This is a genomic window from Pseudomonas sp. B21-015 (genome assembly GCF_024749285.1).
Lineage (GTDB): Bacteria > Pseudomonadota > Gammaproteobacteria > Pseudomonadales > Pseudomonadaceae > Aquipseudomonas.
In genome coordinates this window covers 2553010-2576705 of the sequence record NZ_CP087196.1, presented here as the reverse complement: position 1 = coordinate 2576705, position 23696 = coordinate 2553010, and the positions used below count along the sequence as shown (strand labels likewise).

General features: G+C 60.5%; 26 protein-coding genes and 1 pseudogene. 13 read left to right on the top strand and 14 right to left on the bottom strand.

Annotation, left to right across the window (positions count from 1 at the left end; all coding sequences use genetic code 11):
• Positions 1-187 precede the first annotated feature (187 nt).
• Positions 188-1063, top strand: a complete 876-nt coding sequence (dapA, locus tag LOY38_RS11765; protein WP_258700152.1) for a 4-hydroxy-tetrahydrodipicolinate synthase — start codon at positions 188-190, stop codon at positions 1061-1063.
• A 60-nt stretch (positions 1064-1123) separates the two neighbouring features.
• Positions 1124-1510: a DUF2784 domain-containing protein gene (locus tag LOY38_RS11760; RefSeq protein WP_258700151.1), complete on the top strand. Its 387-nt coding sequence runs from the start codon at positions 1124-1126 to the stop codon at positions 1508-1510.
• Between the two features lie 15 nt (positions 1511-1525).
• Here LOY38_RS11760 and LOY38_RS11755 read toward each other — a convergent pair whose 3' ends face one another.
• Both LOY38_RS11755 and LOY38_RS11750 read right to left on the bottom strand, forming a co-directional pair.
• Positions 1526-3103, bottom strand: a complete 1578-nt coding sequence (locus LOY38_RS11755; protein ID WP_258700150.1) for a sensor domain-containing diguanylate cyclase — start codon at positions 3101-3103, stop codon at positions 1526-1528.
• Between the two features lie 150 nt (positions 3104-3253).
• The gene (locus LOY38_RS11750) at positions 3254-3781 is read right to left on the bottom strand and encodes a DUF3087 domain-containing protein (protein WP_258700149.1); all 528 of its coding nucleotides are present in this window, start codon (positions 3779-3781) and stop codon (positions 3254-3256) included.
• A gap of 227 nt (positions 3782-4008) precedes the next feature.
• Here LOY38_RS11750 and ppnN point away from each other — a divergent pair, with 227 nt between their 5' ends.
• Complete coding sequence (gene ppnN / locus LOY38_RS11745) at positions 4009-5382, top strand: nucleotide 5'-monophosphate nucleosidase PpnN (RefSeq protein ID WP_258700148.1); 1374 nt, start codon at positions 4009-4011, stop codon at positions 5380-5382.
• A 236-nt stretch (positions 5383-5618) separates the two neighbouring features.
• Here the strand turns inward: ppnN and LOY38_RS11740 are convergent, their stop codons facing one another.
• The 6 genes and pseudogenes from LOY38_RS11740 to LOY38_RS11715 all read right to left on the bottom strand — a co-directional run bounded on the left by LOY38_RS11740 (position 5619) and on the right by LOY38_RS11715 (position 10908).
• Positions 5619-5978 (bottom strand): DUF6124 family protein, encoded by a 360-nt coding sequence (locus tag LOY38_RS11740; protein WP_258700147.1) that lies wholly within the window; start codon positions 5976-5978, stop codon positions 5619-5621.
• Positions 5979-6407: 429 nt separating this feature from the next.
• Positions 6408-7835 carry an FAD/NAD(P)-binding protein gene (locus LOY38_RS11735; protein WP_258700146.1) on the bottom strand — a complete coding sequence of 476 codons (1428 nt, stop codon included), beginning with the start codon at positions 7833-7835 and terminating at the stop codon, positions 6408-6410.
• Between the two features lie 191 nt (positions 7836-8026).
• Positions 8027-8311 (bottom strand): annotated as a pseudogene (locus LOY38_RS11730) (acyl-CoA synthetase); the annotation flags it as partial.
• Positions 8312-8510: 199 nt separating this feature from the next.
• On the bottom strand, positions 8511-8975 hold the full coding sequence (locus LOY38_RS11725) for an acyl-CoA dehydrogenase (RefSeq protein ID WP_258700145.1): 465 nt from the start codon (positions 8973-8975) through the stop codon (positions 8511-8513).
• A gap of 10 nt (positions 8976-8985) precedes the next feature.
• Complete coding sequence (locus tag LOY38_RS11720; protein WP_258700144.1) at positions 8986-10188, bottom strand: SfnB family sulfur acquisition oxidoreductase; 1203 nt, start codon at positions 10186-10188, stop codon at positions 8986-8988.
• 156 nt (positions 10189-10344) lie between these two features.
• A complete protein-coding gene (locus tag LOY38_RS11715; RefSeq protein WP_258700143.1) occupies positions 10345-10908 on the bottom strand; it encodes a helix-turn-helix domain-containing protein in 564 nt (187 codons plus the stop codon).
• Here LOY38_RS11715 and LOY38_RS11710 point away from each other — a divergent pair.
• The 7 genes from LOY38_RS11710 to LOY38_RS11680 all read left to right on the top strand — a co-directional run bounded on the left by LOY38_RS11710 (position 10903) and on the right by LOY38_RS11680 (position 18276).
• A complete protein-coding gene (locus LOY38_RS11710) occupies positions 10903-11928 on the top strand; it encodes a DMT family transporter (RefSeq protein WP_258700142.1) in 1026 nt (341 codons plus the stop codon). The genes LOY38_RS11715 and LOY38_RS11710 overlap by 6 nt on opposite strands.
• A gap of 272 nt (positions 11929-12200) precedes the next feature.
• Positions 12201-15131, top strand: a complete 2931-nt coding sequence (locus tag LOY38_RS11705) for a monovalent cation/H+ antiporter subunit A (protein ID WP_258700141.1) — start codon at positions 12201-12203, stop codon at positions 15129-15131.
• Entirely contained in the window at positions 15131-15475 is a 345-nt protein-coding gene (locus LOY38_RS11700; protein WP_007935994.1) for a Na+/H+ antiporter subunit C, read from the top strand. Before LOY38_RS11705 ends, LOY38_RS11700 begins: the two co-directional genes overlap by 1 nt.
• Positions 15472-17157 carry a monovalent cation/H+ antiporter subunit D gene (locus tag LOY38_RS11695; RefSeq protein WP_258700140.1) on the top strand — a complete coding sequence of 562 codons (1686 nt, stop codon included), beginning with the start codon at positions 15472-15474 and terminating at the stop codon, positions 17155-17157. Before LOY38_RS11700 ends, LOY38_RS11695 begins: the two co-directional genes overlap by 4 nt.
• Positions 17154-17642 carry a Na+/H+ antiporter subunit E gene (locus LOY38_RS11690; RefSeq protein WP_258700139.1) on the top strand — a complete coding sequence of 163 codons (489 nt, stop codon included), beginning with the start codon at positions 17154-17156 and terminating at the stop codon, positions 17640-17642. Before LOY38_RS11695 ends, LOY38_RS11690 begins: the two co-directional genes overlap by 4 nt.
• Positions 17639-17917: a K+/H+ antiporter subunit F gene (locus LOY38_RS11685; RefSeq protein WP_237881723.1), complete on the top strand. Its 279-nt coding sequence runs from the start codon at positions 17639-17641 to the stop codon at positions 17915-17917. The genes LOY38_RS11690 and LOY38_RS11685 overlap by 4 nt, the downstream gene beginning before the upstream one ends.
• Positions 17914-18276: a Na+/H+ antiporter subunit G gene (locus tag LOY38_RS11680; protein WP_258700138.1), complete on the top strand. Its 363-nt coding sequence runs from the start codon at positions 17914-17916 to the stop codon at positions 18274-18276. Before LOY38_RS11685 ends, LOY38_RS11680 begins: the two co-directional genes overlap by 4 nt.
• 108 nt (positions 18277-18384) lie before the next feature.
• Here the strand turns inward: LOY38_RS11680 and LOY38_RS11675 are convergent, their stop codons facing one another.
• The 4 genes from LOY38_RS11675 to LOY38_RS11660 all read right to left on the bottom strand — a co-directional run bounded on the left by LOY38_RS11675 (position 18385) and on the right by LOY38_RS11660 (position 20781).
• On the bottom strand, positions 18385-18822 hold the full coding sequence (locus LOY38_RS11675) for a DUF3995 domain-containing protein (protein ID WP_258700137.1): 438 nt from the start codon (positions 18820-18822) through the stop codon (positions 18385-18387).
• Between the two features lie 149 nt (positions 18823-18971).
• Complete coding sequence (locus LOY38_RS11670) at positions 18972-19988, bottom strand: ABC transporter substrate-binding protein (RefSeq protein ID WP_258700136.1); 1017 nt, start codon at positions 19986-19988, stop codon at positions 18972-18974.
• A gap of 119 nt (positions 19989-20107) precedes the next feature.
• Positions 20108-20311: a hypothetical protein gene (locus LOY38_RS11665; protein WP_258700135.1), complete on the bottom strand. Its 204-nt coding sequence runs from the start codon at positions 20309-20311 to the stop codon at positions 20108-20110.
• Complete coding sequence (locus LOY38_RS11660; RefSeq protein ID WP_008035847.1) at positions 20311-20781, bottom strand: hypothetical protein; 471 nt, start codon at positions 20779-20781, stop codon at positions 20311-20313. The genes LOY38_RS11665 and LOY38_RS11660 overlap by 1 nt, the downstream gene beginning before the upstream one ends.
• A gap of 409 nt (positions 20782-21190) precedes the next feature.
• On the opposite strand from LOY38_RS11660, the gene LOY38_RS11655 reads away from it, so the two are divergent.
• Both LOY38_RS11655 and LOY38_RS11650 read left to right on the top strand, forming a co-directional pair.
• Positions 21191-21439 (top strand): hypothetical protein, encoded by a 249-nt coding sequence (locus tag LOY38_RS11655; RefSeq protein ID WP_258700134.1) that lies wholly within the window; start codon positions 21191-21193, stop codon positions 21437-21439.
• 159 nt (positions 21440-21598) lie between these two features.
• Complete coding sequence (locus tag LOY38_RS11650; protein ID WP_258700133.1) at positions 21599-21829, top strand: hypothetical protein; 231 nt, start codon at positions 21599-21601, stop codon at positions 21827-21829.
• A gap of 91 nt (positions 21830-21920) precedes the next feature.
• On the opposite strand, the gene LOY38_RS11645 is transcribed toward LOY38_RS11650, so the two are convergent.
• Together LOY38_RS11645 and LOY38_RS11640 are read right to left on the bottom strand one after the other, a co-directional pair.
• Positions 21921-22499, bottom strand: coding sequence for a hypothetical protein (locus LOY38_RS11645; RefSeq protein WP_258700132.1), 579 nt, complete (start codon positions 22497-22499; stop codon positions 21921-21923).
• Positions 22492-23124, bottom strand: a complete 633-nt coding sequence (locus LOY38_RS11640; RefSeq protein ID WP_258700131.1) for a hypothetical protein — start codon at positions 23122-23124, stop codon at positions 22492-22494. The genes LOY38_RS11645 and LOY38_RS11640 overlap by 8 nt, the downstream gene beginning before the upstream one ends.
• Before the next feature lie 331 nt (positions 23125-23455).
• Between LOY38_RS11640 and LOY38_RS11635 the strand changes: the two genes are divergently transcribed.
• A complete protein-coding gene (locus LOY38_RS11635) occupies positions 23456-23695 on the top strand; it encodes a DUF2789 domain-containing protein (RefSeq protein WP_258700130.1) in 240 nt (79 codons plus the stop codon).
• The last annotated feature ends 1 nt before the right edge of the window (position 23696 follow it).

Genomic DNA, 23696 nt, shown 5'->3' with positions numbered 1-23696 from the left:
ATGCCAAGGCGCAAGGTTGCGTTGCGCACGCCCCTAAATCGAAGAAACAGTCGCTCATGTGACCGGGGCGCGCTGTCCCGTCAGATGAGCTGACAGGACATTGAGCGCGACGGACACCCCTCCTCTTGCTGACTTCCTTCTACGCTTCTGACGGTGACGAAATCGGTCAACCTTCAGGAGAAAGTGCATGTCATCGTTTCAAGGTATCTGGGTTCCCATCGTTACGCCGTTTCACAATGGGGCCATCGACTTCGCCGGGCTGCGGCGGCTGGTCAGTCATCTGCTGGAAAAAGGCGTCGACGGCATTGTGGTCTGCGGCACCACCGGGGAAGCCGCGGCGCTGGGCAAACATGAGCAACTGGCGGTGCTCGATGCGGTGCTGGAACAGGTTCCGCCAGAACGTGTGGTCATGGGCCTGGCCGGCAACAACCTCGCCGAATTGCTGCAATTTCAAAGCGAAATCCTGAAACGTCCCCTGGCGGGCCTGCTGGTTCCGCCGCCGTACTACATCCGCCCTTCCCAGGCCGGCCTCGAAGCCTTTTTCAACACCGTCGCCGATGCGTCCAGCGTCCCGGTGATTCTCTACGACATCCCCTATCGCACCGGCATAGCCTTCGAGCAGGCGACTCTGCTCCGGATCGTCGCCCACGAGCGGATCGTCGCGATCAAGGACTGCGGCGGCAATCCAGCCACCACTCTTGCGCTGCTCTCCAGCGGCAAAGTTGACGTGCTGTGCGGCGAAGACCACCAGATCTTCGGCGCTTTGTGCCTGGGTGCCAAAGGCGCGATTGCCGCCTCGGCCCATGTTCATCCCGAGCTGTTCGCGACGCTGTATCAACAGATCCGCGATGGCCAGTTAGCGGCCGGCCGAGCGACCTTCTTCCAGTTGCTGCCGCTGATTCACAGCCTGTTCATCGAGCCCAATCCCGCCCCGGTGAAAACCGCCCTGGCCCTTGAAGGGCTGATCCGCGACGAACTGCGCGCGCCGATGCAACGCAGCAGCGAAACCACGGCGATGCGCTTGAAAGACGTACTGGCAGTGCTTGAAAACAGCAATCAATAGAACACACGCACCCAGCCCGAGTACCATGGAGCGATTCACATAACGCGTCAGGGAATCGACATGCTTTACCGAATCGCCGCCGACGGGCTGGTGCTGTCTCACTTGCTGTTCATTCTATTCGTGCTGTTCGGCGGGCTGCTGGTGCTCAAATGGCGCCACCTGATCTGGTGGCACCTGCCCGCCGCCGCATGGGGCGTGATCGTGGAAGTTTTCCACCTGACGTGCCCACTGACCGAATGGGAAAACCGCCTGCGCCACGCGGCCGGGCAAACCGGTTACGGCGGCGGTTTTATCGAACATTACGTGTGGCCGATCATTTACCCGGCCGGGCTGACACCCACGATTCAGCTGGGGCTGGGCAGCGTGGTGCTGGCGCTCAACGTGCTGATCTACCTGCGGCTGTTCCGGTCGTGGAAGTTGCGTCACCCGACTCGTTCAAGGCAGTGACGGGCCTGGTTGAGTTCAGTTGGCAATGACGCTCATGTTCCGGCCACTGGCCTTGGCCACGTACAGTGCCTTGTCCGCGGCGCCGACCACATCATCGGGCTGGGCTTGCGAGGCCGGGTCGTAGGCGCAGACACCCAGGCTGACCGTGACCACGCCTTCCACGCCCCCTACGTGTTTGATGTCGGCCTGCTGAACCGCGCGGCGGATCTTTTCCGCCACCAGAAACGCCCCCACATAATCGGTGGCGGGCAGCACCACCGTGAACTCCTCACCACCGAAGCGGGCCGCGAGATCGCCGGGGCGCTTGATATTGTCGGTGATGATCGCGCTGATCTTGCGCAAACACTCATCGCCCGCCAAATGACCGTAGTGGTCATTGAAGCTCTTGAAGTGGTCGACATCGATCATCAGCAGCGCAAGGCTGGTCTGGCTACGCCTGGCACGCCCCATTTCCGCCAGGATGAACAGGTCGAATTGACGCCGGTTGGAAAGCCCGGTCAGTGCATCCTCCAGCGCCAGCAACTTAAGGCTGTGGTTGACCTCAATGAGTTTGTCCTGAGCCTGCAGCAGTTCGTTCTGAATTTGATTCTGCTGCTTCATGAGGCGGATCAGGCGATAACCGATAACGCCCAGAAACCCCAGCAGCAATGAGACGATGCCCGCACTGAATATTGACTCCTGCCGCCAGCTGGCCAGTACTTCATCCTTGTCGAGCGCGGTGAAGACGACAAGCGGATAACCCTCGACCCGTCGAAACCCCACGACCCGAACCACCCCGTCCACGTAGGACTTGACCGTTTCCGTACCGGAATCGCCCTTGGGCAATAGTTGAGTAAACAGCGGCCCCTTGGCGACGCTGGCGCCGATATCGGCTTCGTTGAACGGGTGGCGAACGACGATGGTGGCGTCGTCGGCAATCAGGTTGATCACCCCGTTTTTGCCCATGTCGATGCTGTTGTACAGGTCCAGGAAATGCTTGAGGTAAATCGAGGCCACCACCACACCGGCAAACCGGCCATCGGCGTGATTGATCCGGCGTGACACGGTCATGATCCACTCGCCGGTCGAGCGACTTTTTATCGACGGACCGATATGAGGACCGCGGTCGGGATGATCACGGTGGTAGATGAAGTATTCACGGTCGGCATTATTGGCGTTGGGCGGTATAACGTTAATGGCGTTGGCGAGCCAGCGTCCTTCTTCGTCGAACACGAACAACCCATGGATCTGCGCCAGTTCACTGCGCTGGGCGTAGAGCAAACGTTGCAGCCTGGGAAGTTTTTCCGGTTGCATGCCGTCGATTTCGAGGCGGTCCACCAGGGAAAACAGCAACGTATCGGCCTGTTTGATCGATGCCTGCGCCTGCGAGGCCAGGGTTTGCGCCAGGTTGGACATCGCCACTTCGCTGTCACGCAGATGGTACTGACGCGAGTTCCAGCTTTCACCGATCACGATGGCCATCATGGACAGGCACACCGCAACGAGCAGAAAGACCGCGTATCGAACCTTGAGTCTCGACTCGACTTTCTCTGGCACCCAAGGTGTGGTGAGCCGGGTGTTTTCAATACGGTCTTTGACGGACGGATGCCCCATGACGCTCCCTGAATCCCTTATGACATGGCGAATTTTGCCGTTCGCCCTTTTCGCGCCTGCCAGCCGTGCCCGGCGCTCAGACCACTATGACTCATCAACGAATACGATAGGCGACTTGCGCGAAAACGCTCATCGCCAGCAATTGCAGTGCTACATCAACGTCTGTTTGATCGCCTCAAGCCAGGCCGGATTCAATTGCATCTGTTCGGTATCGATGCCTAGCGCTTGCATCCGCGCCTTGTGCTGATCCATCTCGCGGGTCAACTGGCCATGGTCGCTGGAGTTGCCGTCCAGCTGGTGCATCTGGCTCAGCCCCAGATGATAAAAACGCAACAGCTTCATGGCGCCCGGATCACCCTTCTCCACCGCCGCCGTCACCTGGTGCATGACGTTGGTGACGCTCATCAGGCTGCGCTTGAGCTGCCAACCGTAGACCGCTGGCGCCATCCATTCCTGGGTCCGGAACTTGCCGCGTATCAGTGCCGTCGTCAGCAACAAGGCGGCAAACACCCCGCCAACATTAAAACGCAGATTGTCGCCGCCGGGTTCACCGAACAGCACCACCGCCGCCGTGGACAACACCATCGCCAGCGCCAGGAACATCAGGGCGATGATCACCGTGCTGCGCCGCGTCTGACGTCGATAGGTTTCGGCATTCATTGGCTGGATTTCGAACATCGCGACGGGGTTCCTTGCATCAATGGTAAAGGCCATGTGGCAAAAAGACTGCGGGGCATTATCGCCTCCCCGAAAGATTTAGCTATGCTGGAGCGCCTTTTCGTCTTTTCATCGTCAAACGGGAGCATGGCGATACAGCGCAGTTCGTGCCATCTTCATCATGGATACACACTATTCGGATGCCATGCGCCGTTGCTGGCGGGTGACATCGTTTTAAGGATCATTGAATGACCCAACGACATGTAATCAACGCCTCGGTCAGCCCTAAAGGCAGCCTCGAAACACTCTCCCAACGTGAAGTACAGCAACTGAGCGAAGCCTCATCCGGCCTCACCTACACCCTGTTCCGCCAGTGCGCCCTGGCCATTCTCAATACCGGCGCCCACGTCGATAACGCCAAGACCATTCTGGAAGCCTACAAAGACTTCGAAATCCGCATTCACCAGCAAGACCGTGGCGTACGCCTGGAACTGCTGAACGCCCCGGCCGACGCTTTCGTCGATGGCGAAATGATCGCCAGCACCCGGGAAATGCTCTTCAGCGCCCTGCGCGACATCGTCTACACCGAAAACGAACTCGATGCCTTGAGCATCGACCTGAGCACCTCCCAGGGCATCAGCGACTACGTCTTCCACCTGCTGCGCAACGCCCGCACCCTGCGCCCCGGCGTCGAGCCGAAAATCGTGGTGTGCTGGGGCGGCCACTCGATCAACACCGAAGAATACAAATACACCAAGAAAGTCGGCCACGAACTCGGCCTGCGCAGCCTGGACATCTGCACCGGTTGCGGCCCGGGCGTGATGAAAGGCCCGATGAAAGGCGCGACCATCGCCCACGCCAAGCAGCGCATCCACGGCGGCCGTTACCTTGGCCTGACCGAACCCGGGATCATCGCCGCCGAAGCGCCGAACCCGATCGTCAACGAACTGGTGATCCTGCCAGACATCGAGAAACGCCTGGAAGCCTTCGTGCGGGTCGGCCATGGCATCATCATTTTCCCGGGCGGTGCGGGCACGGCGGAAGAATTCCTGTACCTGCTCGGCATTTTGATGCACCCGGACAACGAAGGCCTGCCCTTCCCCGTGGTCCTCACCGGGCCGAAAAGCGCCGCGCCGTATCTGGAGCAGTTGCACGCCTTCGTCGGTGCCACCCTCGGTGAAGCCGCGCAGCAGCACTACGAGATCATCATCGACGACCCGGCAGAAGTGGCGCGGCAGATGACTCAGGGCCTCAAAGCGGTCAAACAGTTCCGCCGCGAGCGCAACGATGCGTTCCATTTCAACTGGCTGCTGAAGATCGACGAAGGCTTCCAGCGCCCGTTCGACCCGACCCACGCCAACATGGCCAACCTGCAACTGAGCCGCGACCTGCCGTCCCACGAACTGGCCGCCAACCTGCGCCGCGCGTTTTCCGGCATCGTCGCCGGTAACGTCAAGGACAAGGGCATCCGCCTGATCGAAGAACACGGGCCGTACCAGATCCGTGGCGATGCCGCGGTCATGCAGCCACTGGACAAATTGCTCAAAGCCTTCGTCGCCCAGCACCGGATGAAACTGCCGGGCGGTGCGGCGTATGTGCCGTGCTACCAAGTAGTGGCTTAATACGCTCCCACACGTTGACAAGAAACCCCGCGTGATGCGGGGTTTCGTGTTTTTGGAGACTGAGTCAGTGGGCCTCATTGTGGCGAGGGAGCTTGCTCCCGCTGGGTTGCGAAGCGACCCCAAAACCTGCAACCGCATTTTTCTGGCACACCGCATGTACCGGTTTTGCGACTGCTGCGCAGCCGAGCGGGAGCAAGCTCCCTCGCCACAGATGCCTAATAACTTCAGATCCAGTGTCAGGCAGGCGGATCGAGGTTATCCAGCACCCGGTTGACCGCCAATTCACCAAGCATGACCACCTGTTGAATCCCCAACATCATGTTGCGATGTGGCATGTCCATCAACCCGGCGAACTCACTGAGCATCACGCTCGCTGACGCCAGGGATTCGCAGGCGTTGACCAGCAGGGTTTCGTTATCGACCTTTGCACCCACATGGTAAATGGTGCTGGGTTTGCGCTGGGTGTCTTTGGGGGTGGGCGGTTTGAGGTAATGGTCGAGGGCGCGGTCGGCGGCTTCGTGGAGTTTTTTGGAATCGAGGGATTCGTAGGGGGATGTCGGATCGGCTTCCGGCGGGTTGGGTGTGGGTTTGATCATAGATGAAGCTCCTAGAGTCATGGAGCTGCCACGGTTCGCTGCGAGACGAAAGGAGGTGGCAGCTATACGCAGGTCGCAGACCGGGACTCTAGAACCGGCAGACCCGAAGGTCTCCCACGTACAGCCGCCATAACATGAACGGACAGGCGTACCTGTTCACGAACGGGGAATGTTGTGCGTCTAGAGATACACGGGCTGCGAGACCCGATCGCTGATTTGTCAGCGACCCGGAAACGATAGAGCCCGACCTCAAGGCGCACAAGCCGGCGGATTCTGGCGTAGTCGTAGGCAACGGCGCAAGGCTGTGTAGCCTGAGTGAGTATCTGGAGATGTCGATTAAACATCGCCTGTTTATCGGTCTCACTTCGGGTTTTGTAGTGGATGGGCTTGCTCGCGAAGAGGCCCGAAAGAACACCCTCCAGCGTTCGGTCAATCCACCAATCGCACCGCAAGAGACTTGGCCTGGCTCGCCACGTCGGTCACTGCCGTGCTCTCCCACCACATCCCGCGCAACGGTGGGCCCATGGCGAACAAACGGCTGGCGACCTGCCCGTCAGCGCTGAGTACCGCGCCATCCACCGCCGCGGCAATGCCCAACGCCAATGGCCCCGGACGCACCAGCCCGCGAGCGAGCAACTGCTGGGGCAACGGCCGCGCCACCCGGCGCCAGTCGTATTCGATGCCGCTGGAGTTGATCAGCGCCGCGCCGTGCACCACGCAGGTTTCGGCCTCGCCACGGCGACGGATGCGAATACTCACCAAACCCTCTGAAGCAGGCTCCAGCCCTTTGTACGACCCGGCATGAATCCGCAACCGCCCTTCCCCATACAGCCGCGCCACCAACTCGGCACTCAACGGCGGCGAGCGATGGTGATGGCTTTCCCACCACGGCCGCACATGCCGCACAAACTGCCGCCGCTGCACATCTGTCGCCTGACTCCACAACCGCCCGATGTGCGCCCGCACGGTGTCCAGCGGCGCTTGCCAGTCGATGCCCTGAGCGATGGCGTCGCGACAGTGCCGACGCAGTTCGCGTACCAGCTGACGCGGCGTGCGAACGCTGTGGTCCTCGGCCAGAAAATCGCTCCAGGCCGGTGGCTGCCGCCGCACATGGGGCAGCAAACCATGGCGGGAAAACACGTCGATCGGCCCGCGATGCCCGGCCTGTTCCAGCGACACCACCGCATCGACCATGGTCAGGCCGGAGCCAATGATCAGCACCGTCGACTGCGGATCGAGCTGCCGCATGGCGGCGACATCCCAAGGATCGAGCGCAGCCGCATTCAAGCCGCTGGACTCAGTCTGCGGCGTACGCGCGGCGGGAAACATCCCGGTCGCCAACACCGCGTAAGCGCCCTGCAATTGCTGCCCGTCACTCAGGCTCAGCCGTACCGAATCGTTCGACGTTTCCAGCGCAACCACCTCGGCCCGTACATGCTCGACGGTTGAGCCATTCACTGCCCCCACCGTTTGCGCCTCGGCCAGACGCTGCTGCACATAAACACCAAACAGACCGCGTGGCGGAAACAGTTCACTGACCGGCACATGCTGCTCATCGGATTCAGGCCAACCGCCGCCCGCGATGTATTCGGTCAGCCATTGGGTCAGGTCGTCGGCGTTGTCCGGATCGACGCTCATCCGCGCCGCGTTGCCGTTGAGCGTATGGCCCAGTTCGACCGCGCTGTACGCCTCGCCCCGACCGAGTTCGGCGCGGGGTTCGATTACCAGCACCTGGCGTTTGCCCGGTAAACGCAACAACTGCGCCGCCAGCATCGTGCCGCTCAGGCCGCCGCCGATGATCAGGATGTCCGCGTGACGGATGGCGTCGGTCGCCTGTCCGCGTGGGGTGTCAGTCATGGCGTTCTCACTGATCAATGTTCACTTAGATAGAAGTCGTGCATATCGCCCGTGCCGGTCACTCATCGGCGGTGCCGGGCAGTGCCACTCGACCGATCCCGACATCTCCTTGACGATAATAGGCGATTGAGTTCATGCGATGTCCCGTTTGAATTCGGCGAGCCAGGTCGGCTCCGGCTGGGCGCCGGGGGGGCCAGCGCGAGCAGCAACAGATTCGGTTCGAACGCACCGCTCAAGGCCAGGCGCGAATTTTCGGTAAAACCCTGCTGGCGCAAGCCATCGGCCAACCGTTCGACATCGCGCAAGGCATCGATCCAGCGCCAGACGAACCACTGGCCGTGGCGCTTGTGTCGCAGGGCCGGTTGCAACGGACTGACCTGAGCCCAGTGCTGCAACTGCTCCAGGGCCCGGGGCACCTTGACCTGCCATTCGGCGGTGTCCGCGATGGGCAGCCGTTTGAGTTCATGCACGCTCATTGGCTTACCTCTCATCCATGGGGTAAAAAAATATGCGGTGGTCCGCCGGGCTGAAGGGGTTAACTCAATCTGTAAAACACCACCGAACCATTGTGGGGATGTGTGTTGTGTTCAAGTCATTCAGGCAGACGTCACTTTTTGGTCCTGTCGCCGCAACGCTGCCAGGTCGCGATAGCCGCTGCCCGAATTTCACGGGCCATCAAACCGTGCTCCGCACACTCGGTGGATGAATGCCGTTGAGGCGGAAATTGCCGATCAAGTGAAGTTTCCAGCGCAGCGGATCGTTCAGGGAGCCCGGCAATGGTGTGCGCTGGCCGGTGAGTTCGAATTCAGCGTTGCTCACGGTGTTTAACGCATCGGCGCTGGCCAGGTGCGACTCGGCAATGGCAATCGTGATTTCTGTATCCTCCTGAGCACCATTCAGAAACACTTCGGCACGCTCGAGCAACGCGGCGGCCACTTCAATGCGAATCTGCAAGTCGCCGAAACGGCTGATCACGTAAGGGTCGTCGGTGGCTTTGGCGAGGCCACTGCCGGCCCAGGGTTGAGCCTGCTGACGAACGAAGCGCAGGGTCGCGTCGAGCAAGGTGCGAGCGTTGTGCAGGTCGTGCTGACTCTTGGCCAGGGGCTGCCCGGCGGCAATCGGTTGGGTCAAGGCGTTCATGGGTCGCTCCTCAGTTCCAGGCGTGGCGCGCGGGTTTCACGCCATTGAGCAGGTAGTTGCCGATCAGGTGGTATTTCCAGCGCGCCGGGTCGTGCAGGGTGTGCGTCCGGGCGTTGCGCCAGTGACGGTCGAGGTTGTACTTGCCGAGCACCGAGCGGGTACCGGCGAGTTCAAAGAGTTTGCTGCTGGCAAGCAAAGCGATTTCGGCAGACAGGACTTTGGCCTGGGCAACCACGACCGAGGCGCGGGCAACGGTGTCTTCATTGGGTCTGAGCAATGCAGCGTCGATGGCCTGACCGGCCTTTTTCAGGATCGCTTCGGTACCGTGGACCCGCCATTCCAGATCGCCGATGGCGGCGATGCTGAGCGGGTCCTGCCAGCCGTGATCCTGCTGGCTGTCGATCCACGGCCGGGCTTCGCGGGCGTAGCGCTTGGTTTCTTCCAGGGCACCGACGGCAATGCCGGTGTCTACGGCGGCCTGGATGATTTGCGAGATCGGGCCGTCAGCGGTGGGCTCGTCGAATGCCTTGTGGGCCGGGATCACCGCGCTCAACGGCACGTTCACCGCGCTCAGGGTCACGCCGCCGCTGGCGGTGGTGCGCTGGCCGAAACCGTCCCAGCTGTCGATCACGGTCAGGCCGGGATTGTCACGCTCGATGAAGGCGATGAACGCCTTGTTCTGTTCATCGACCGCCACCGCCGGCACGATATGCGCGAACAAGGCCCCGGTGCAGTAGAACTTCTCGCCGTCGATTTGCGCGGTGTCTTTCTCGAAACGGATACGGGTTTCGAAAGCCCCGGCGTTTTTGCTTTTGGATTCGGAGAAGGCGTTGCCGAAACGATAACCCTGCAGGACTTTGCCAAAGTAGTAGCGCTTCTGCTCTTCGGTGGCGGTTTGCAGCAGGATGTCGAGCACGCTGAGATGATTCTGCGGGATCTGGCCGAGGGACGGGTCGGCGGCGGAAATGATCTTGATCACGTCGCTGACCGTCACGTAAGACACGCCCGCGCCGCCGTATTCCTTGGGAATGGTGATGCCCCAGAGGCCGCTGGCGGAAAACTCGTCGAGCTCGGCCACCGGCAGACGTCGCTCGCGGTCGCGAACACCGGCCTCGACGGCGAAGCGGGCGGCGAGCTTGTGAGCGACGGCGATGGCCTCGGCGTCCGAGTGGATCACATGGGCAGTGTGAGGGGGTTGGGCTGAGGCTGTCATGGGCCGACTCCGGAACTCTGGTGAATGCCCCAGAGCTTTTGCAGGAGTCGTGCCTGAAATTAAATTTGTTCTATTTCAATACGTTGTGAAATCTTTATAGAAACACTTGCAGCTTTAAATCAGCAAAGTGTTTATCCAGTGTTGGTCTGCAAACAGTCAGATCACCACATTGCGCACAAACCGCGCCGCCACTTCCCCATCGTTGCGATAGGAATACGGCTGGTTGCTGGCAAACATGAAGAACTCGCCGGCAGCGATCTTCTGCGGCTGATCGCCGAGCATCAGGGTCAGGCAACCTTCGAATACATAAAGCTGTTCGCTGTAGCCTTCGGCATCCGGTTGCGAGGGGTAAATTTCGCCGGGTTGCAGGCACCATTCCCATTGTTCCACCTCGCGGGTGGCGGTGGCCTTGGACAATAGAACGGCTTTGCTGCCAGGAATTTTCCCGGCCCAGGCCAACTCATTGATGCGACTTGGGTCGCGAGCATCCGGTGCCTGGATCAGGTCGCTGAACGCCACGTCCAGCGCTTCGGCCACGCGGTCGAGGGTGGTCAGGCTGACGTTCTTCTCGCCGGCCTCGATGGCCACCAGCATCCGGCGGCTGACCCCGGACTTTTCCGCCAGGGCCGTCTGGCTCATGTCGGCGGCGTGGCGCAAACGGCGGACGTTCTGGCTGACGTGCTGGAGGACCGAAGCCCGCTGGGTGGAATCTCTGTGCACTATATTGCTCACTGGGTGGTGTTGCGCAGTATACTGCCCAACTTCTGGCGCATTGTGCGTCTCCCTCAGGTGGTGCGCAAGGTCATGACGTCGGTGAACGCTTCTCACACTTCCTCCCGTTTCTCGCGGCTCAGCAAGGCTGAGTGCGTGCTGGTGCTGATCACCGTAGTCTGGGGCGGGACCTTTTTGCTGGTGCAGCACGCGATGACCGTCAGCGGGCCGATGTTCTTCGTCGGCCTGCGTTTTGCCGCGGCGGCGAGCATCGTCGCCCTGTTCTCCTGGCGTCATCTGCGCGAACTGACCCTGTTCGAACTCAAGGCCGGGGCGTTCATCGGCGTGGCGATCATGCTCGGTTACGGCTTGCAGACCGTGGGCTTGCAGAGCATCCCCAGCAGTCAGTCGGCGTTTATTACCGCGCTGTATGTGCCGTTCGTGCCGTTGCTGCAATGGCTGGTGCTGGGGCGTCGTCCGGGGTTGATGCCGAGCATCGGGATCATGCTGGCCTTTACCGGGTTAATGTTGTTGTCGGGGCCGTCCGGCGCTTCGTTCAATTTCAGCGCCGGTGAAATCGCCACACTGATCAGCGCCGTGGCGATTGCGGCGGAGATCATTCTGATCAGCACCTATGCCGGCCAGGTCGACGTACGTCGGGTGACGGTGGTGCAACTGGCGGTGACTTCGGTGCTGGCGTTTCTGATGGTGGTGCCGACTCAGGAAGTGATTCCGGGGTTCTCCTGGTTGCTGTTGTGCAGCGCATTGGGGCTGGGCGCGGCGAGTGCGGCGATTCAGGTGGCGATGAACTGGGCGCAGAAAAGTGTTTCGCCGACGCGGGCGACGTTGATATACGCCGGGGAGCCGGTCTGGGCCGGGATTGTCGGGCGGATTGCCGGGGAGCGCTTGCCGGCGATTGCGTTGGTGGGGGCGGGGTTGATTGTGGCGGCGGTGATTGTCAGTGAGTTGAAGACCAAGGGTAAGGTGGCTTCGCCTGAAGAAGAGCTGGAGCAGGAAGCACAGGGTTAAGCCGCAATATCTGCGTTGCATGATAGACAGCCATCGCGGGCAAGCCCGCTCCCACAGGGTCTGGAGGTGTACACGCGATTTGCGTACAACCAAAATCTCTGTGGGAGCGAGCCTGCCCTCGATGGGGCCGGGACAGGCGAAATCGCGCTCCCTGATACAACGATAAACAGGAATTTTCCGTCTACTTTGTAGGATTCTGCGACAGCTTGGCGTTTGGCGAACCGGGAGCTGGCACGTATGATGCTTCACAAACTTCCGCAGATTAGAAGCCTATGTCCCTGATAGTTCTACTGCTTCTGCCTTTTATCGGCAGCTGTCTGGCAGCCTTGCTGCCGCACAACGCGCGTAACACCGAATCACTGTTGGCTGGCCTGGTGGCCTTGATCGGCACCGTCCAGGTCGCCCTCTTGTACCCGCAAATCGCCCATGGCGGCGTGATCCGCGAAGAATTCTTCTGGTTACCCAGCCTGGGCCTGAACTTCGTGCTGCGCATGGACGGTTTCGCCTGGCTGTTCTCGATGCTGGTGCTGGGCATCGGCACGCTGGTTTCGCTGTACGCCCGTTATTACATGTCACCGGACGATCCGGTGCCGCGTTTCTTCGCGTTTTTCCTGGCGTTCATGGGCGCCATGCTGGGGCTGGTGATCTCCGGCAACCTGATCCAGATCGTGTTTTTCTGGGAGCTGACCAGCCTCTTCTCATTCCTGTTGATCGGCTACTGGCACCACCGCGCCGACGCGCGACGTGGCGCCTACATGGCGTTGATGGTCACCGGCGCGGGCGGTTTGTGCCTGCTGGCAGGGGTCATGCTGCTCGGCCATGTGGTCGGCAGCTATGACCTGGACAAGGTCCTGGCCGCCGGCGATCTGATTCGCGCACATGCCCTCTACCCTATTCTGCTGCCCCTGATCCTGATCGGCGCCCTGAGCAAAAGCGCGCAATTCCCCTTCCACTTCTGGCTGCCCCATGCCATGGCGGCGCCGACACCGGTCTCGGCATATCTGCACTCGGCGACCATGGTCAAGGCCGGGGTGTTCCTGCTCGCACGCCTGTGGCCGTCGCTGTCCGGCAGTGAAGAGTGGTTCTACATCGTCAGCGGGGCCGGGGCCTGCACCCTGTTGCTCGGCGCTTACTGCGCGATGTTCCAGAACGACCTCAAGGGCCTGCTGGCCTACTCGACCATCAGCCATCTGGGCCTGATCACCCTGCTGCTGGGGCTGAACAGTCCGTTGGCCGCGGTGGCCGCGGTGTTCCACATTCTCAACCACGCCACGTTCAAAGCCTCGCTGTTCATGGCCGCCGGGATCATCGACCACGAAAGTGGCACACGCGACATTCGCAAACTCAGTGGCCTGATCAAACTGATCCCGTTCACCGCCACCCTGGCCATGGTCGCCAGTGCCTCCATGGCCGGCGTGCCGCTGCTCAACGGCTTCCTGTCCAAAGAGATGTTCTTCGCCGAAACCGTGTTCATCAACGCCACGGCCTGGATCGAGATGACCCTGCCCATCGTCGCGACCATCGCCGGGACGTTCAGCGTGGCCTATTCCCTGCGCTTCACCGTCGACGTGTTCTTCGGCCCGACCGCCACCGACCTGCCGCACACCCCGCACGAGCCGCCGCGCTGGATGCGTGCGCCAGTGGAGTTGCTGGTGTTCACCTGCCTGGTGGTGGGGATGTTCCCCGCTCAAGTGGTCGGCCCGTTGCTCGCGGCGGCGGCATTGCCGGTGGTGGGTGGCACGCTGCCCGAGTACAGCCTGGCGATCTGGCACGGCTGGAACGCACCGATGATCATGAGCCTGATCGCCATGTCCGGCGGCATCGTGCTCTATCTGCTGCTGCGCAATCAGCTCAAGCGCGGGCGCTTCATGCACCCGCCGGTGATCCACCACTTCAACGGCAAGCGCCTGTTCGAGCGCAGCCTGGTGATCATGATGCGTCTGGCCCGGCGACTGGAGCGGCGGATCAGCACCAAGCGCCTGCAAACCCAACTGTTTGTGGTGGTGCTCGCCGCGGTGCTGGCCGGGTTGATCCCGATGCTGCACAGCAGCCTGAGCTGGGGCGACCGGGCGAAAATTCCGGGCTCGATCGTGTTCGTGATCCTCTGGCTGCTGGCGATTGCCTGCGCCCTCGGCGCAGCCTGGCAAGCCAAATATCACCGGCTCGCGGCCCTGACCATGGTCAGCGTCTGCGGCCTGATGACCTGCGTGACCTTCGTCTGGTTCTCGGCGCCGGATCTGGCCCTGACGCAACTGGCGGTCGAGGTGGTGACCATGGTGCTGATCCTCCTCGGTCTGCGCTGGTTGCCGCGACGGATCGAAGAGGTATCGCCGTTGCCGAGCAGCCTGCGCAAGGCGCGGGTGCGGCGGGTTCGCGACTTGCTGCTGTCGATCGCGGTCGGTGGTGGCATGGCGCTGCTGTCCTACGCGATGCTGACACGCCAGACGCCCAACGATATTTCCTCGTTCTACCTCAGTCGCGCCCTGCCCGAAGGCGGCGGCAGCAACGTGGTCAACGTGATGCTGGTGGACTTCCGTGGCTTCGACACCCTCGGCGAAATCACCGTGCTGGTGGCGGTGGCCCTGGCCGTGTTCGCCCTGCTGCGACGCTTCCGCCCACCGAAAGAAAGCCTGCAACTGCCAGCCCAACAGCGTCTGTTGGCGCCCGATGTGGTCACCGATCTGGTCAACCCGCGTCACGCCAGCGACACCGCGCTCGGTTTCATGATGGTGCCAGCGGTGCTGGTCCGTCTGCTGCTGCCGATTGCGTTTGTGGTGTCGGTCTACCTGTTCCTGCGCGGGCACAACCAACCGGGTGGCGGTTTCGTCGCCGGTCTGGTGATGTCGGTGGCGTTCATCCTGCAATACATGGTCGCCGGCACCCAATGGGTCGAAGCGCAAATGAGCCTGCGCCCGCTGCGCTGGATGGGCACCGGGCTGCTGTTCGCCACCGTCACCGGGCTTGGGGCGATGGCGGCCGGGTATCCGTTCCTGACTACCCACACCTGGCATTTCGAACTGCCGCTGCTGGGCGACATTCACATCGCCAGTGCGCTGTTCTTCGACATTGGCGTGTACGCCGTGGTGGTCGGTTCGACCCTGTTGATCCTGACCGCCCTCGCCCACCAATCGGTACGCGGTCATAAAACCAACGCGCAAACCAGGCCCGTGGCCAAAGCCGTCGTCATGCAAGGAGCCATTTGATGGAAGAAGTCATCGCAATCGCCATCGGTGTGCTGGCCGCGTCCGGCGTGTGGCTGATACTGCGGCCACGGACGTTCCAGGTGGTCATGGGCCTGTGCCTGCTGTCCTACGGCGTCAACCTGTTCATCTTCAGCATGGGCAGCCTGTTCATCGGCAAGGAGCCGAACATCAAGGACGGCGTGCCTCAGGATTTGCTGCACTACACCGACCCGCTGCCGCAAGCACTGGTGCTGACCGCGATCGTCATCAGCTTCGCCATGACCGCGCTGTTCCTGGTGGTGCTGCTCGCCTCCCGGGGCCTGACCGGTACCGACCATGTGGATGGCCGGGAGCCTAAAGAATGATGGCGATGACCCACCTGATCGTCGCACCGATTCTGCTGCCGCTGCTGACCGCCGCCGTGATGCTGATGCTGGGCGAGAAACACCGCCCGTTAAAGGCCAAAATCAACCTGTTCTCCAGCCTGCTGGGGCTGGGCATTGCCGTGATGTTGCTGCAATGGACGCAAACCACCGGCGTGCCCGGCTCCATCGGCGTGTACCTGCCGGGCAACTGGCAGGCGCCATTCGGCATCGTGCTGGTGGTCGATCGCCTGTCGGCGTTGATGCTGGTGCTGACCGGGATCATCGGCGTCAGCGCGCTGCTATTCGCCATGGCCCGTTGGGACGGGGCCGGTTCAAGCTTCCACGCGCTGTTCCAGATTCAGTTGATGGGCCTGTACGGCGCCTTCCTCACGGCAGACCTGTTCAACCTGTTCGTGTTTTTCGAAGTGCTGCTCGCCGCCTCTTACGGGCTGATGCTGCACGGTTCGGGCCGGGCGCGGGTGTCGTCGGGGCTGCATTACATCTCGATCAACCTGCTGGCCTCGTCGCTGTTTCTGATTGGCGCGGCGCTGATCTACGGCGTCACCGGCACGCTGAACATGGCCGACCTGGCGCTGAAGATCCCGCTGGTGTCGGAGGCCGATCGCGGCTTGCTGCATGCCGGTGCGGCAATTCTGGCGGTGGCGTTCCTGGCCAAGGCCGGGATGTGGCCGCTGAACTTCTGGCTGGTGCCGGCCTATTCCGCGGCCAGCGCGCCAGTGGCGGCGATGTTTGCGATCATGACCAAGGTTGGCGTCTACACCTTGCTGCGCCTGTGGACGCTGCTGTTCTCCGGCCAGGCCGGGGCATCCGCGTACTTCGGTGGCGACTGGCTGATCTACGGCGGCATGGCGACCATCGTCTGCGCCGCCGTGGCGATCCTCGCCGCGCAACGCCTGGAACGCATGGCCAGCCTGAGCATTCTGGTGTCGGCCGGCATCCTGTTATCGGCCATCGGTTTCGCCCAGCCGAACCTGATCGGCGCGGCGTTGTTCTATCTGGTCAGCTCGACCCTGGCCTTGAGTGCACTGTTCTTGCTGGCCGAGTTGATCGAGCGTTCGCGTTCGGCCAACGAAATGCCTTTGTTCGATGACGGCGAGCTGCTGCCACGGCCTCTGGAGTCCTTGCAGCCACCCAAAGGCATCAACCTCGATGACGACCAGAAAGTCGTGGTCGGCCAAGTGATTCCCTGGACCATGGCCTTCCTCGGTCTGAGCTTCATCGCCTGCGCCTTGCTGATCATCGGCATGCCGCCACTGTCCGGGTTTATCGGCAAACTCAGCCTGCTCAGCGCCCTGCTCAATCCGCTGGGCCTGGGTAATGGCGGCGACGAACCGGTTTCGAACGGTGCGTGGGGTTTGCTGACGTTGTTGATCCTGTCCGGCCTGGCCTCGTTGATCGCTTTCTCGCGTTTGGGCATCCAGCGTTTCTGGGCCCCGCAAGAGCGGCCGTCACCCTTGCTGCGCCGCCTGGAATGCGTGCCGATCGTCGTTCTGCTGGGGCTGAGCATTGCGCTGACGTTCAAGGCTGAACCGCTGCTGCGTTACACCCAAGCGGCTGCGCAGGCGTTGAATAATCCTCAGCAATACGTGATGGCGGTGCTTGGCACCCGTGCAATTGCGAGCCCGCAAGCCAGCGCAGCACGGGTGGAGGTGCAACCATGAAGCGTCTGTTTCCTGCACCGTGGTTGTCGTTGGCGCTGTGGCTGTTGTGGCTGGTGTTGAACCTGTCGATGAGCCCCGGCAATGTGCTGTTGGGCGCGGTACTTGGTATCTGTGCGCCGCTGATGATGCGCAAACTGCGGCCGCTGCCGATTCGCATACGTCGCCCCGGGGTGATCCTGCGTTTGTTCTTGCTGGTCGGACGCGATGTGCTGGTGTCCAACCTCGCCGTGGCCTGGGGCGTGCTCAATGCCGGGCGGCGTGCACCTCGCTCGCGGTTCATCAAGGTGCCGCTGGACTTGCGCGATGCCAACGGCCTGGCGGCGCTGTCGATCATCTGCACGGTGATTCCCGGCACGGTCTGGTCGGAGCTGGCACTGGATCGCAGCATTCTGTTGCTGCACGTTTTCGATCTGGATGACGAAAGCCAATTCATCCAGCACTTCAAGGCGACCTACGAGCGCCCCTTGATGGAGATCTTCGAATGAGCGCATTGCTGTCAAACGCGATCCTGCTGAGTCTGTTCCTCTTTTCGGTGGCGATGATTCTGACCCTGATCCGCCTGTTCAAGGGCCCGTCGGCCCAAGACCGGGTTCTGGCCCTGGATTACCTGTACATCGTCGCCATGCTGATGATGCTCGCGCTAGGCATCCGTTATGCCAGCGACACTTACTTCGAGGCGGCGCTGTTGATTGCCCTGTTCGGCTTCGTCGGCTCGTTTGCCCTGGCCAAATTCCTGCTGCGCGGCGAGGTGATCGAATGAGCACTGAACTGTCTTTGTGGGTGGAAATTGCGGTGGCGATTCTGCTGGTGCTCAGCAGCCTGTTTGCGCTGATCGGCGCGGTCGGGTTGCTGCGAATGAAGGATTACTTCCAACGCATGCACCCACCGGCACTGGCTTCGACCTTGGGCGCATGGTGCGTGGCACTGGCGTCGATCATTTATTTTTCGGCGCTCAAGTCAGGGCCGGTGCTGCATGCCTGGCTGATTCCGATTCTGTTGTCGATCACCGTGCCGGTGACCACGCTGCTGCTGGCCCGGGCGGCGCTGTTTCGCAAGCGCATGGCCGGGGATGATGTGCCGGCGGAGGTGAGTAGTCGGCGTACGGAAAGTGGGAGTTAAGTTCAGAAGTTTTTGCTGATTGGGCGGGCCTCATCGCTCTCACCCTCAGTCTAACTCCTGCGCAAGACACAAGCGGGCTTGCTCGCGAAGGCGATAGCCCGGTCAACCTCAAATCCAGGCCACTGCCAACAATCCGGCTCCCAACACCACACACAATGGCGAATAGGCCCAAGTATCCAGCCGGGCAAACTTGGAGTCCTTGACCTGCTTGAAGAACCCCATCAAATTCGAATCGCCGATCGCCCGGGCGAACATCAGCATGGCGATCGCGCTGATCACCCATTGCAACGACCAGTGATGCACCGTGGGCAGGTACAGCCCGACCCGCAGGCACACCAGCATCGCGATCAGCAGCAAACCCACCGCCACCAGCAACGTGGCAAAACCCGACGGCTTGAATGCGGGCTTTGACTCCTCGCCGCCCTCCCCGGGCACTCGTGGCACCGCTGCCTCGCTGCCCCACTTGCCACCTGCGGCCCAATACAGGTGGACCAGGCTGATGAATAAAAAAATTACAGCAATCCATTGCGCGACCAATAGGCTCATATTCAGACATCCGGTGTGAAATGTTGCAGCAGGATGAACTTCATTGGGTGTTTTTGTAAGGGCATTCGTTATCGACGGTAGCTCGGCTGCACGCGCGCTCCTACGGGCTTTATGTACATCCGGGAATTCCCGCGTGTACATAAATCGGTTCATTTCAACTCGGCAGAGACTTTGTCCGCCACTTCCTTGGGCACCCAGGCTTGCCACACCTGCGGGTACGCCTTCATGAACGCCTGCGCCGCCTGGCGTGGCGGGGTGTGTTTTTCGCTCATGTCCGCTAGGGCCTTGTTCAACGCCTCGATCGGCAAATCGACCTTGCTGAAGAACTCGACTATCTGCGGGTACTGTTTCTGAAAAGGCGCGGACACGCCGATGGACAGCTTCGAGGGCAGCGAGCGAGTCGGTTTCGGGTTGGGGTTATCGGCTTCGGTCAGGGTTTTCCAGGCTTCGGCGTCGAACGGCGGCTCTTGCAGCTGAATCAATTTGAAGCGGCCGAGCAACGGCGTCGGAGACCAGTAATAGAACAGGACCGGCTTGCCGCGACGAATCGACGAACTGATCTCCGCATCCAGCGCTGCCCCCGAACCACTGCGAAAGTTCACGTAGCTGTCGTCCAGCCCATACGCCTTGAGCTTCTGCTTGTTGACCACTTCCGAGGTCCAGCCGATCGGGCTGTTGAGGAAGCGCCCCTTGCTCGGGGTTTCCGGGTCTTTGAACACGTCCTTGTAGCGCGGCAGATCACTGACACTGCGCAGGCCCGGCGCCAGCGGCTTGATGCCCTTGGCCGGGTCGCCCTTGATCACATACTCCGGCACCCACCAGCCCTCGGTGGCGCCCTTGACCGTATCGCCCAGGCTCACGACTTTGCCCTCGGCCTCAGCCTTGACCCAGACCGGACTGCGGCCCGCCCACTCTTCGCCAATGACCTGAATGTCATTGTTGGCCAGTGCGGTTTCCAGGGTAATGGTCGTTCCCGGCAAGGTGTCGGTCGGCAAGCCGTAGCCCTTCTCGACGATGATCCGCAAAGTCTCGGTGATCAGGCTGCCGCTTTCCCAGTTCAGGTCGGCGAAGTGGATCGGCGCCTGGGTAGCGAACACCGAAACGGGTGAAGCCAACACGCCGAACGTGGCCAGGGTAGCGGCCAGTAACCGTCGAAATCCCTTCATGCTCTTGCACCTCGCGCTGTTCACAGCAATAGCAGGATGGCCTGACAAAGAAGACCGCAAGCCTCTGAATACTCAGTCAACTGACTGTAGTAGAGGTTTCTGCTTTCGAGGGGCGAGGATTATTTTTCAGAAGGTTCCTGCAAGCGCGCGAGCTCTCTTCTGACCATGCTGGCGTACGCCGCCGGACGCAGCAGGTAGATCTGTGATGCCACCCAACTCAGCCAGGTTCCCTGCAAAACAACCTTCTGGTCAAACAGCCGCTGAGCCTCGGCTCGGGCGCTGGCCTGGTTCTGTTCGTGGAAATCGGCGCGGGTCAGGGTCATTACTCGCTGGCCTTGAAGGTCACCAGTTCGCCCTTGCGCCACTTGGCGGCTTTGGCGGTCACGGCCTTCAGGGTTTTGGTCAGGCCTTCCTGCAACTGTTGGTGGGCCGCGAACACCATCACCACGCTATGACCTTCCTTGAACACAATGCCATGGCCGTCTGCGGTGGTCACGAACGCGTAATCCCCCAGTCCGTACACCGTGAGTTTGATTTCGCGGAACTTGATGTCCAGTTTGCCACCTTCGCGACTGGGCAACACCGAGGCGCTGAAATGATCGCCGACCTTGAGTTTAAGCCCAGGCTTGTCATCCACCACCAGCGCTGATTCGGTGTCGATCTCGGCAATGTAAATGCCTTCAGCGTTCTGTTCGGTGATGTAGACGAAACGTGACTGAAACTGCTTAACCAGCTTTGCGCGCAAATCACCCAGTACGAACAAAGCATGCATATCGAGATTACTTACTGCCAAGGAAACATCCCCACATCTGAAATGATGCCGTACGCAGGAAACGCGCACAGCAGAAAAAAGCGGCAATGCCGAGGTGTAGCCAAATGACCCGGGTCGAATCCTGGAATGAGCAGAGGGCCCATTCATCGCGAGGTTTGAGAAGATTACTGGAACATCCCTCACGTCGTCTTGCCTGGCAGTCGTCAGAGGTTGAAGGAAAACGCCTTTCTGACGGCCAGAGAAAACCGGACTACCAACTTTAGGGAAAAATCTCTTTAAAAGAAGCACTTTTCCGACATATCGCCAGTAAAAAATTGCTTTAGATGGGCATCAATCGCCAACCAGTGACGGCAATTCTAGAGCAGCGACGCTCACCGAGACTACCCAAAACAACGTACACACGTCGGTAAAACCACGAAAAGGACTTCATATGTGCACACTGACTCACTTCGTCCTGCCTCAGGCACGGAACAAAAACGACTCGTCACCTCTGCATTCGAGGGTGCTCCGGCAACAGGATTTCCTTCCTGAAGAGTGTCTGTTCCCGCGTTTTCAGGTGGTACTGGCCGGCAACGCCTTTTTTCACATCAGGGAAATATCCACCGGCCGTGTCAGAGGTTTCCGCGGCAACCATAATGATGCCTGCGCCCTTGCCCGTTCACTCGAGTCATACAGCTGACGCGCCTTGCAGCCCGCATTTCTATAGACGTTTCGTCACGCCGGTGACTTAACTCAGCCGCCGGCAGGCAACTACTGCCATACTGCCCGACCAATGAAACCCGTCCCCAGGGCGGACGGCGTTCAACACAACAGAATATTTCCAAGGGAAGACTGCTACGTGACGGAATTTGATATCGGTGAATTTTTTATCCGGGGCGAAGCCAGAGAGGTCGACGGCGAATTCCAGGCAGTCATTATCATGCGCACCAAACCACCGTTGACCACTTTGACGTATCACCAGGTCGAGAAGGATCGCTGGTTCAAGACCGCGGATGTCGCGGCCATTGCCGCCCAGGATGCCGCGAAAGCCCTGAAGCTTGCCGTCGATGAGGGGGCGTTGAACGCCTGAGATGGGAGTGGATAACGCAGCAGGTCAAGCCTGAGAATGTCTGCGGCGTGCCAGCCTTGTGCAGATAGCACGCCTTAATCTCGACAACCGGTCAGATCAGCTTGCGCTTGACCGCTTCATCCAGCGTGCTTTGGGTCAGGTGTTTGAGCACCGCGTCCCCACGCTCATTGAACGGCAAGCCGACAATCAGCAAAATCTGCATCCAGGTACGCGTGCTTTCCTGTTTGACGATTTTGCCCAGCAGGTTGCCTTCCCGATCCTTGAACACCGTTTCCAGCGTGAAGGTGTTGCTGAACGTTGTCGGGATCACGAAGAACGTGAAGCCTGTCAGCCAGGCGCTCGCGATATTTCCCTGCTCGTTATTGGTCAACGTACTCGTCACGTACAGGTTCGAGTCGACCTTGTCCGTGGTCACGTTCTTGAACTGCCCGGACGCCTTGAAGGTTTCCAGCATATTCTGTTCCACCAGCGCCGCATTGCCGACACCACCCGACAGTTCGCCGTTGAACTGCTGCTGGGTGGTCACGTGCAGATAAGCACTGGGCTTGTCCTGCCGGGCCTGCGCTGGCGGCCACTGGTCCACCGGCGCCAATTCATGTTGGGAATAGGAAATGCAGCCGGTCAGGGTGCTGCTGACCAAGAGCAGCAAAACCAGAAGATATTTACTCATGAGCAGCCAGTTCCTTTGACGGTGTACGCAATTGAGGGGTGGCACTGGCCAGTAGTTGAGCGATCAGGTCGCGCAACTGGGCACCGCCCAGGCGTGGATTGAGGTAGTCGGCGTTCCACATACCGACATTCTTGTCGAGCTGGACCTGCTCGACCGACCTGGCCAGTTGCTTGCCCTGACGGTCTTCGATGATCAGTTCGCCGGCGAGGTCGTATTTGTCGACGTAAATCGGCCCGTCGACCCAGATCCAGATAGTCAGCGTCACCAGCGCGCCGGGGATGTAAGCCGGGTGCATGGTGCGTTTGCCTGCCAGTGAGGTCAGGTTGAACTTGAGCACCACATCGTCTTCGCCCGCCTTGGCCGGGAACACCACGATTCGCTTGAAGTAGTCGCTTTTATCGACATAGGCGCTGACCTGCTCGGTCAGTTGTCGGCTGCCGGCGACACGCACCTTGTCGTCCAGGTCGGGAGCGGAAATCACCACGTCGCTGATCTCGGCATTGCGATCGAGGGTGGACGGCGCAGGGTTCAAGGGTTCGCCAATGGGCCCCAGCGGCGTGAAAGACACACAGCCAGTCAACGACAGGCCAAGTGCGATGACCATCAGATAAACAAGACGCTTCACTGCTTACATCCTTTTCTGCGGGATCGGGGGTGGGTCGACTCGAAAGAAATCACGCAAGGGATGGGCAAATCAGCAGCGCAAGGCGCTAAACCCGAGACGACAACATCCATGTGCGGACTCTTTGAGTGGCGGCTTGATGACGCCAAAAATTCGACGGCATCGTAATCGCTGAAACAACGACAAGCAATAGCTCATTGCCATCATTGGTGGCGAATCCGCAGAAAACTGCTAAAACCCTATCGAACACTTGGCGTGCGGCTCCCTCAGATGCAATGAAGCCGCACCTCGGATCTCGCACCCGAGGCGACTGATTATCTGCAAGGAGATGAAGATGGATTCACCCACACATGACTTGAAAGGCTTGTTCGACCAGCTCGGTCTGGACTCCAGCGAAAAGGCCATCGACGATTTCATTGCAAGTCATTCACCCATGCCCGATGACAAGAAACTCATCGATGCCGAGTTCTGGACCCCGCAACAAGCCGGCTTCCTCAAGGAACAACTGCGTGAAGACGCCGATTGGGCGCACGTGGTCGACGACCTGAACCTGCGCATGCACCAGATCCACTAGC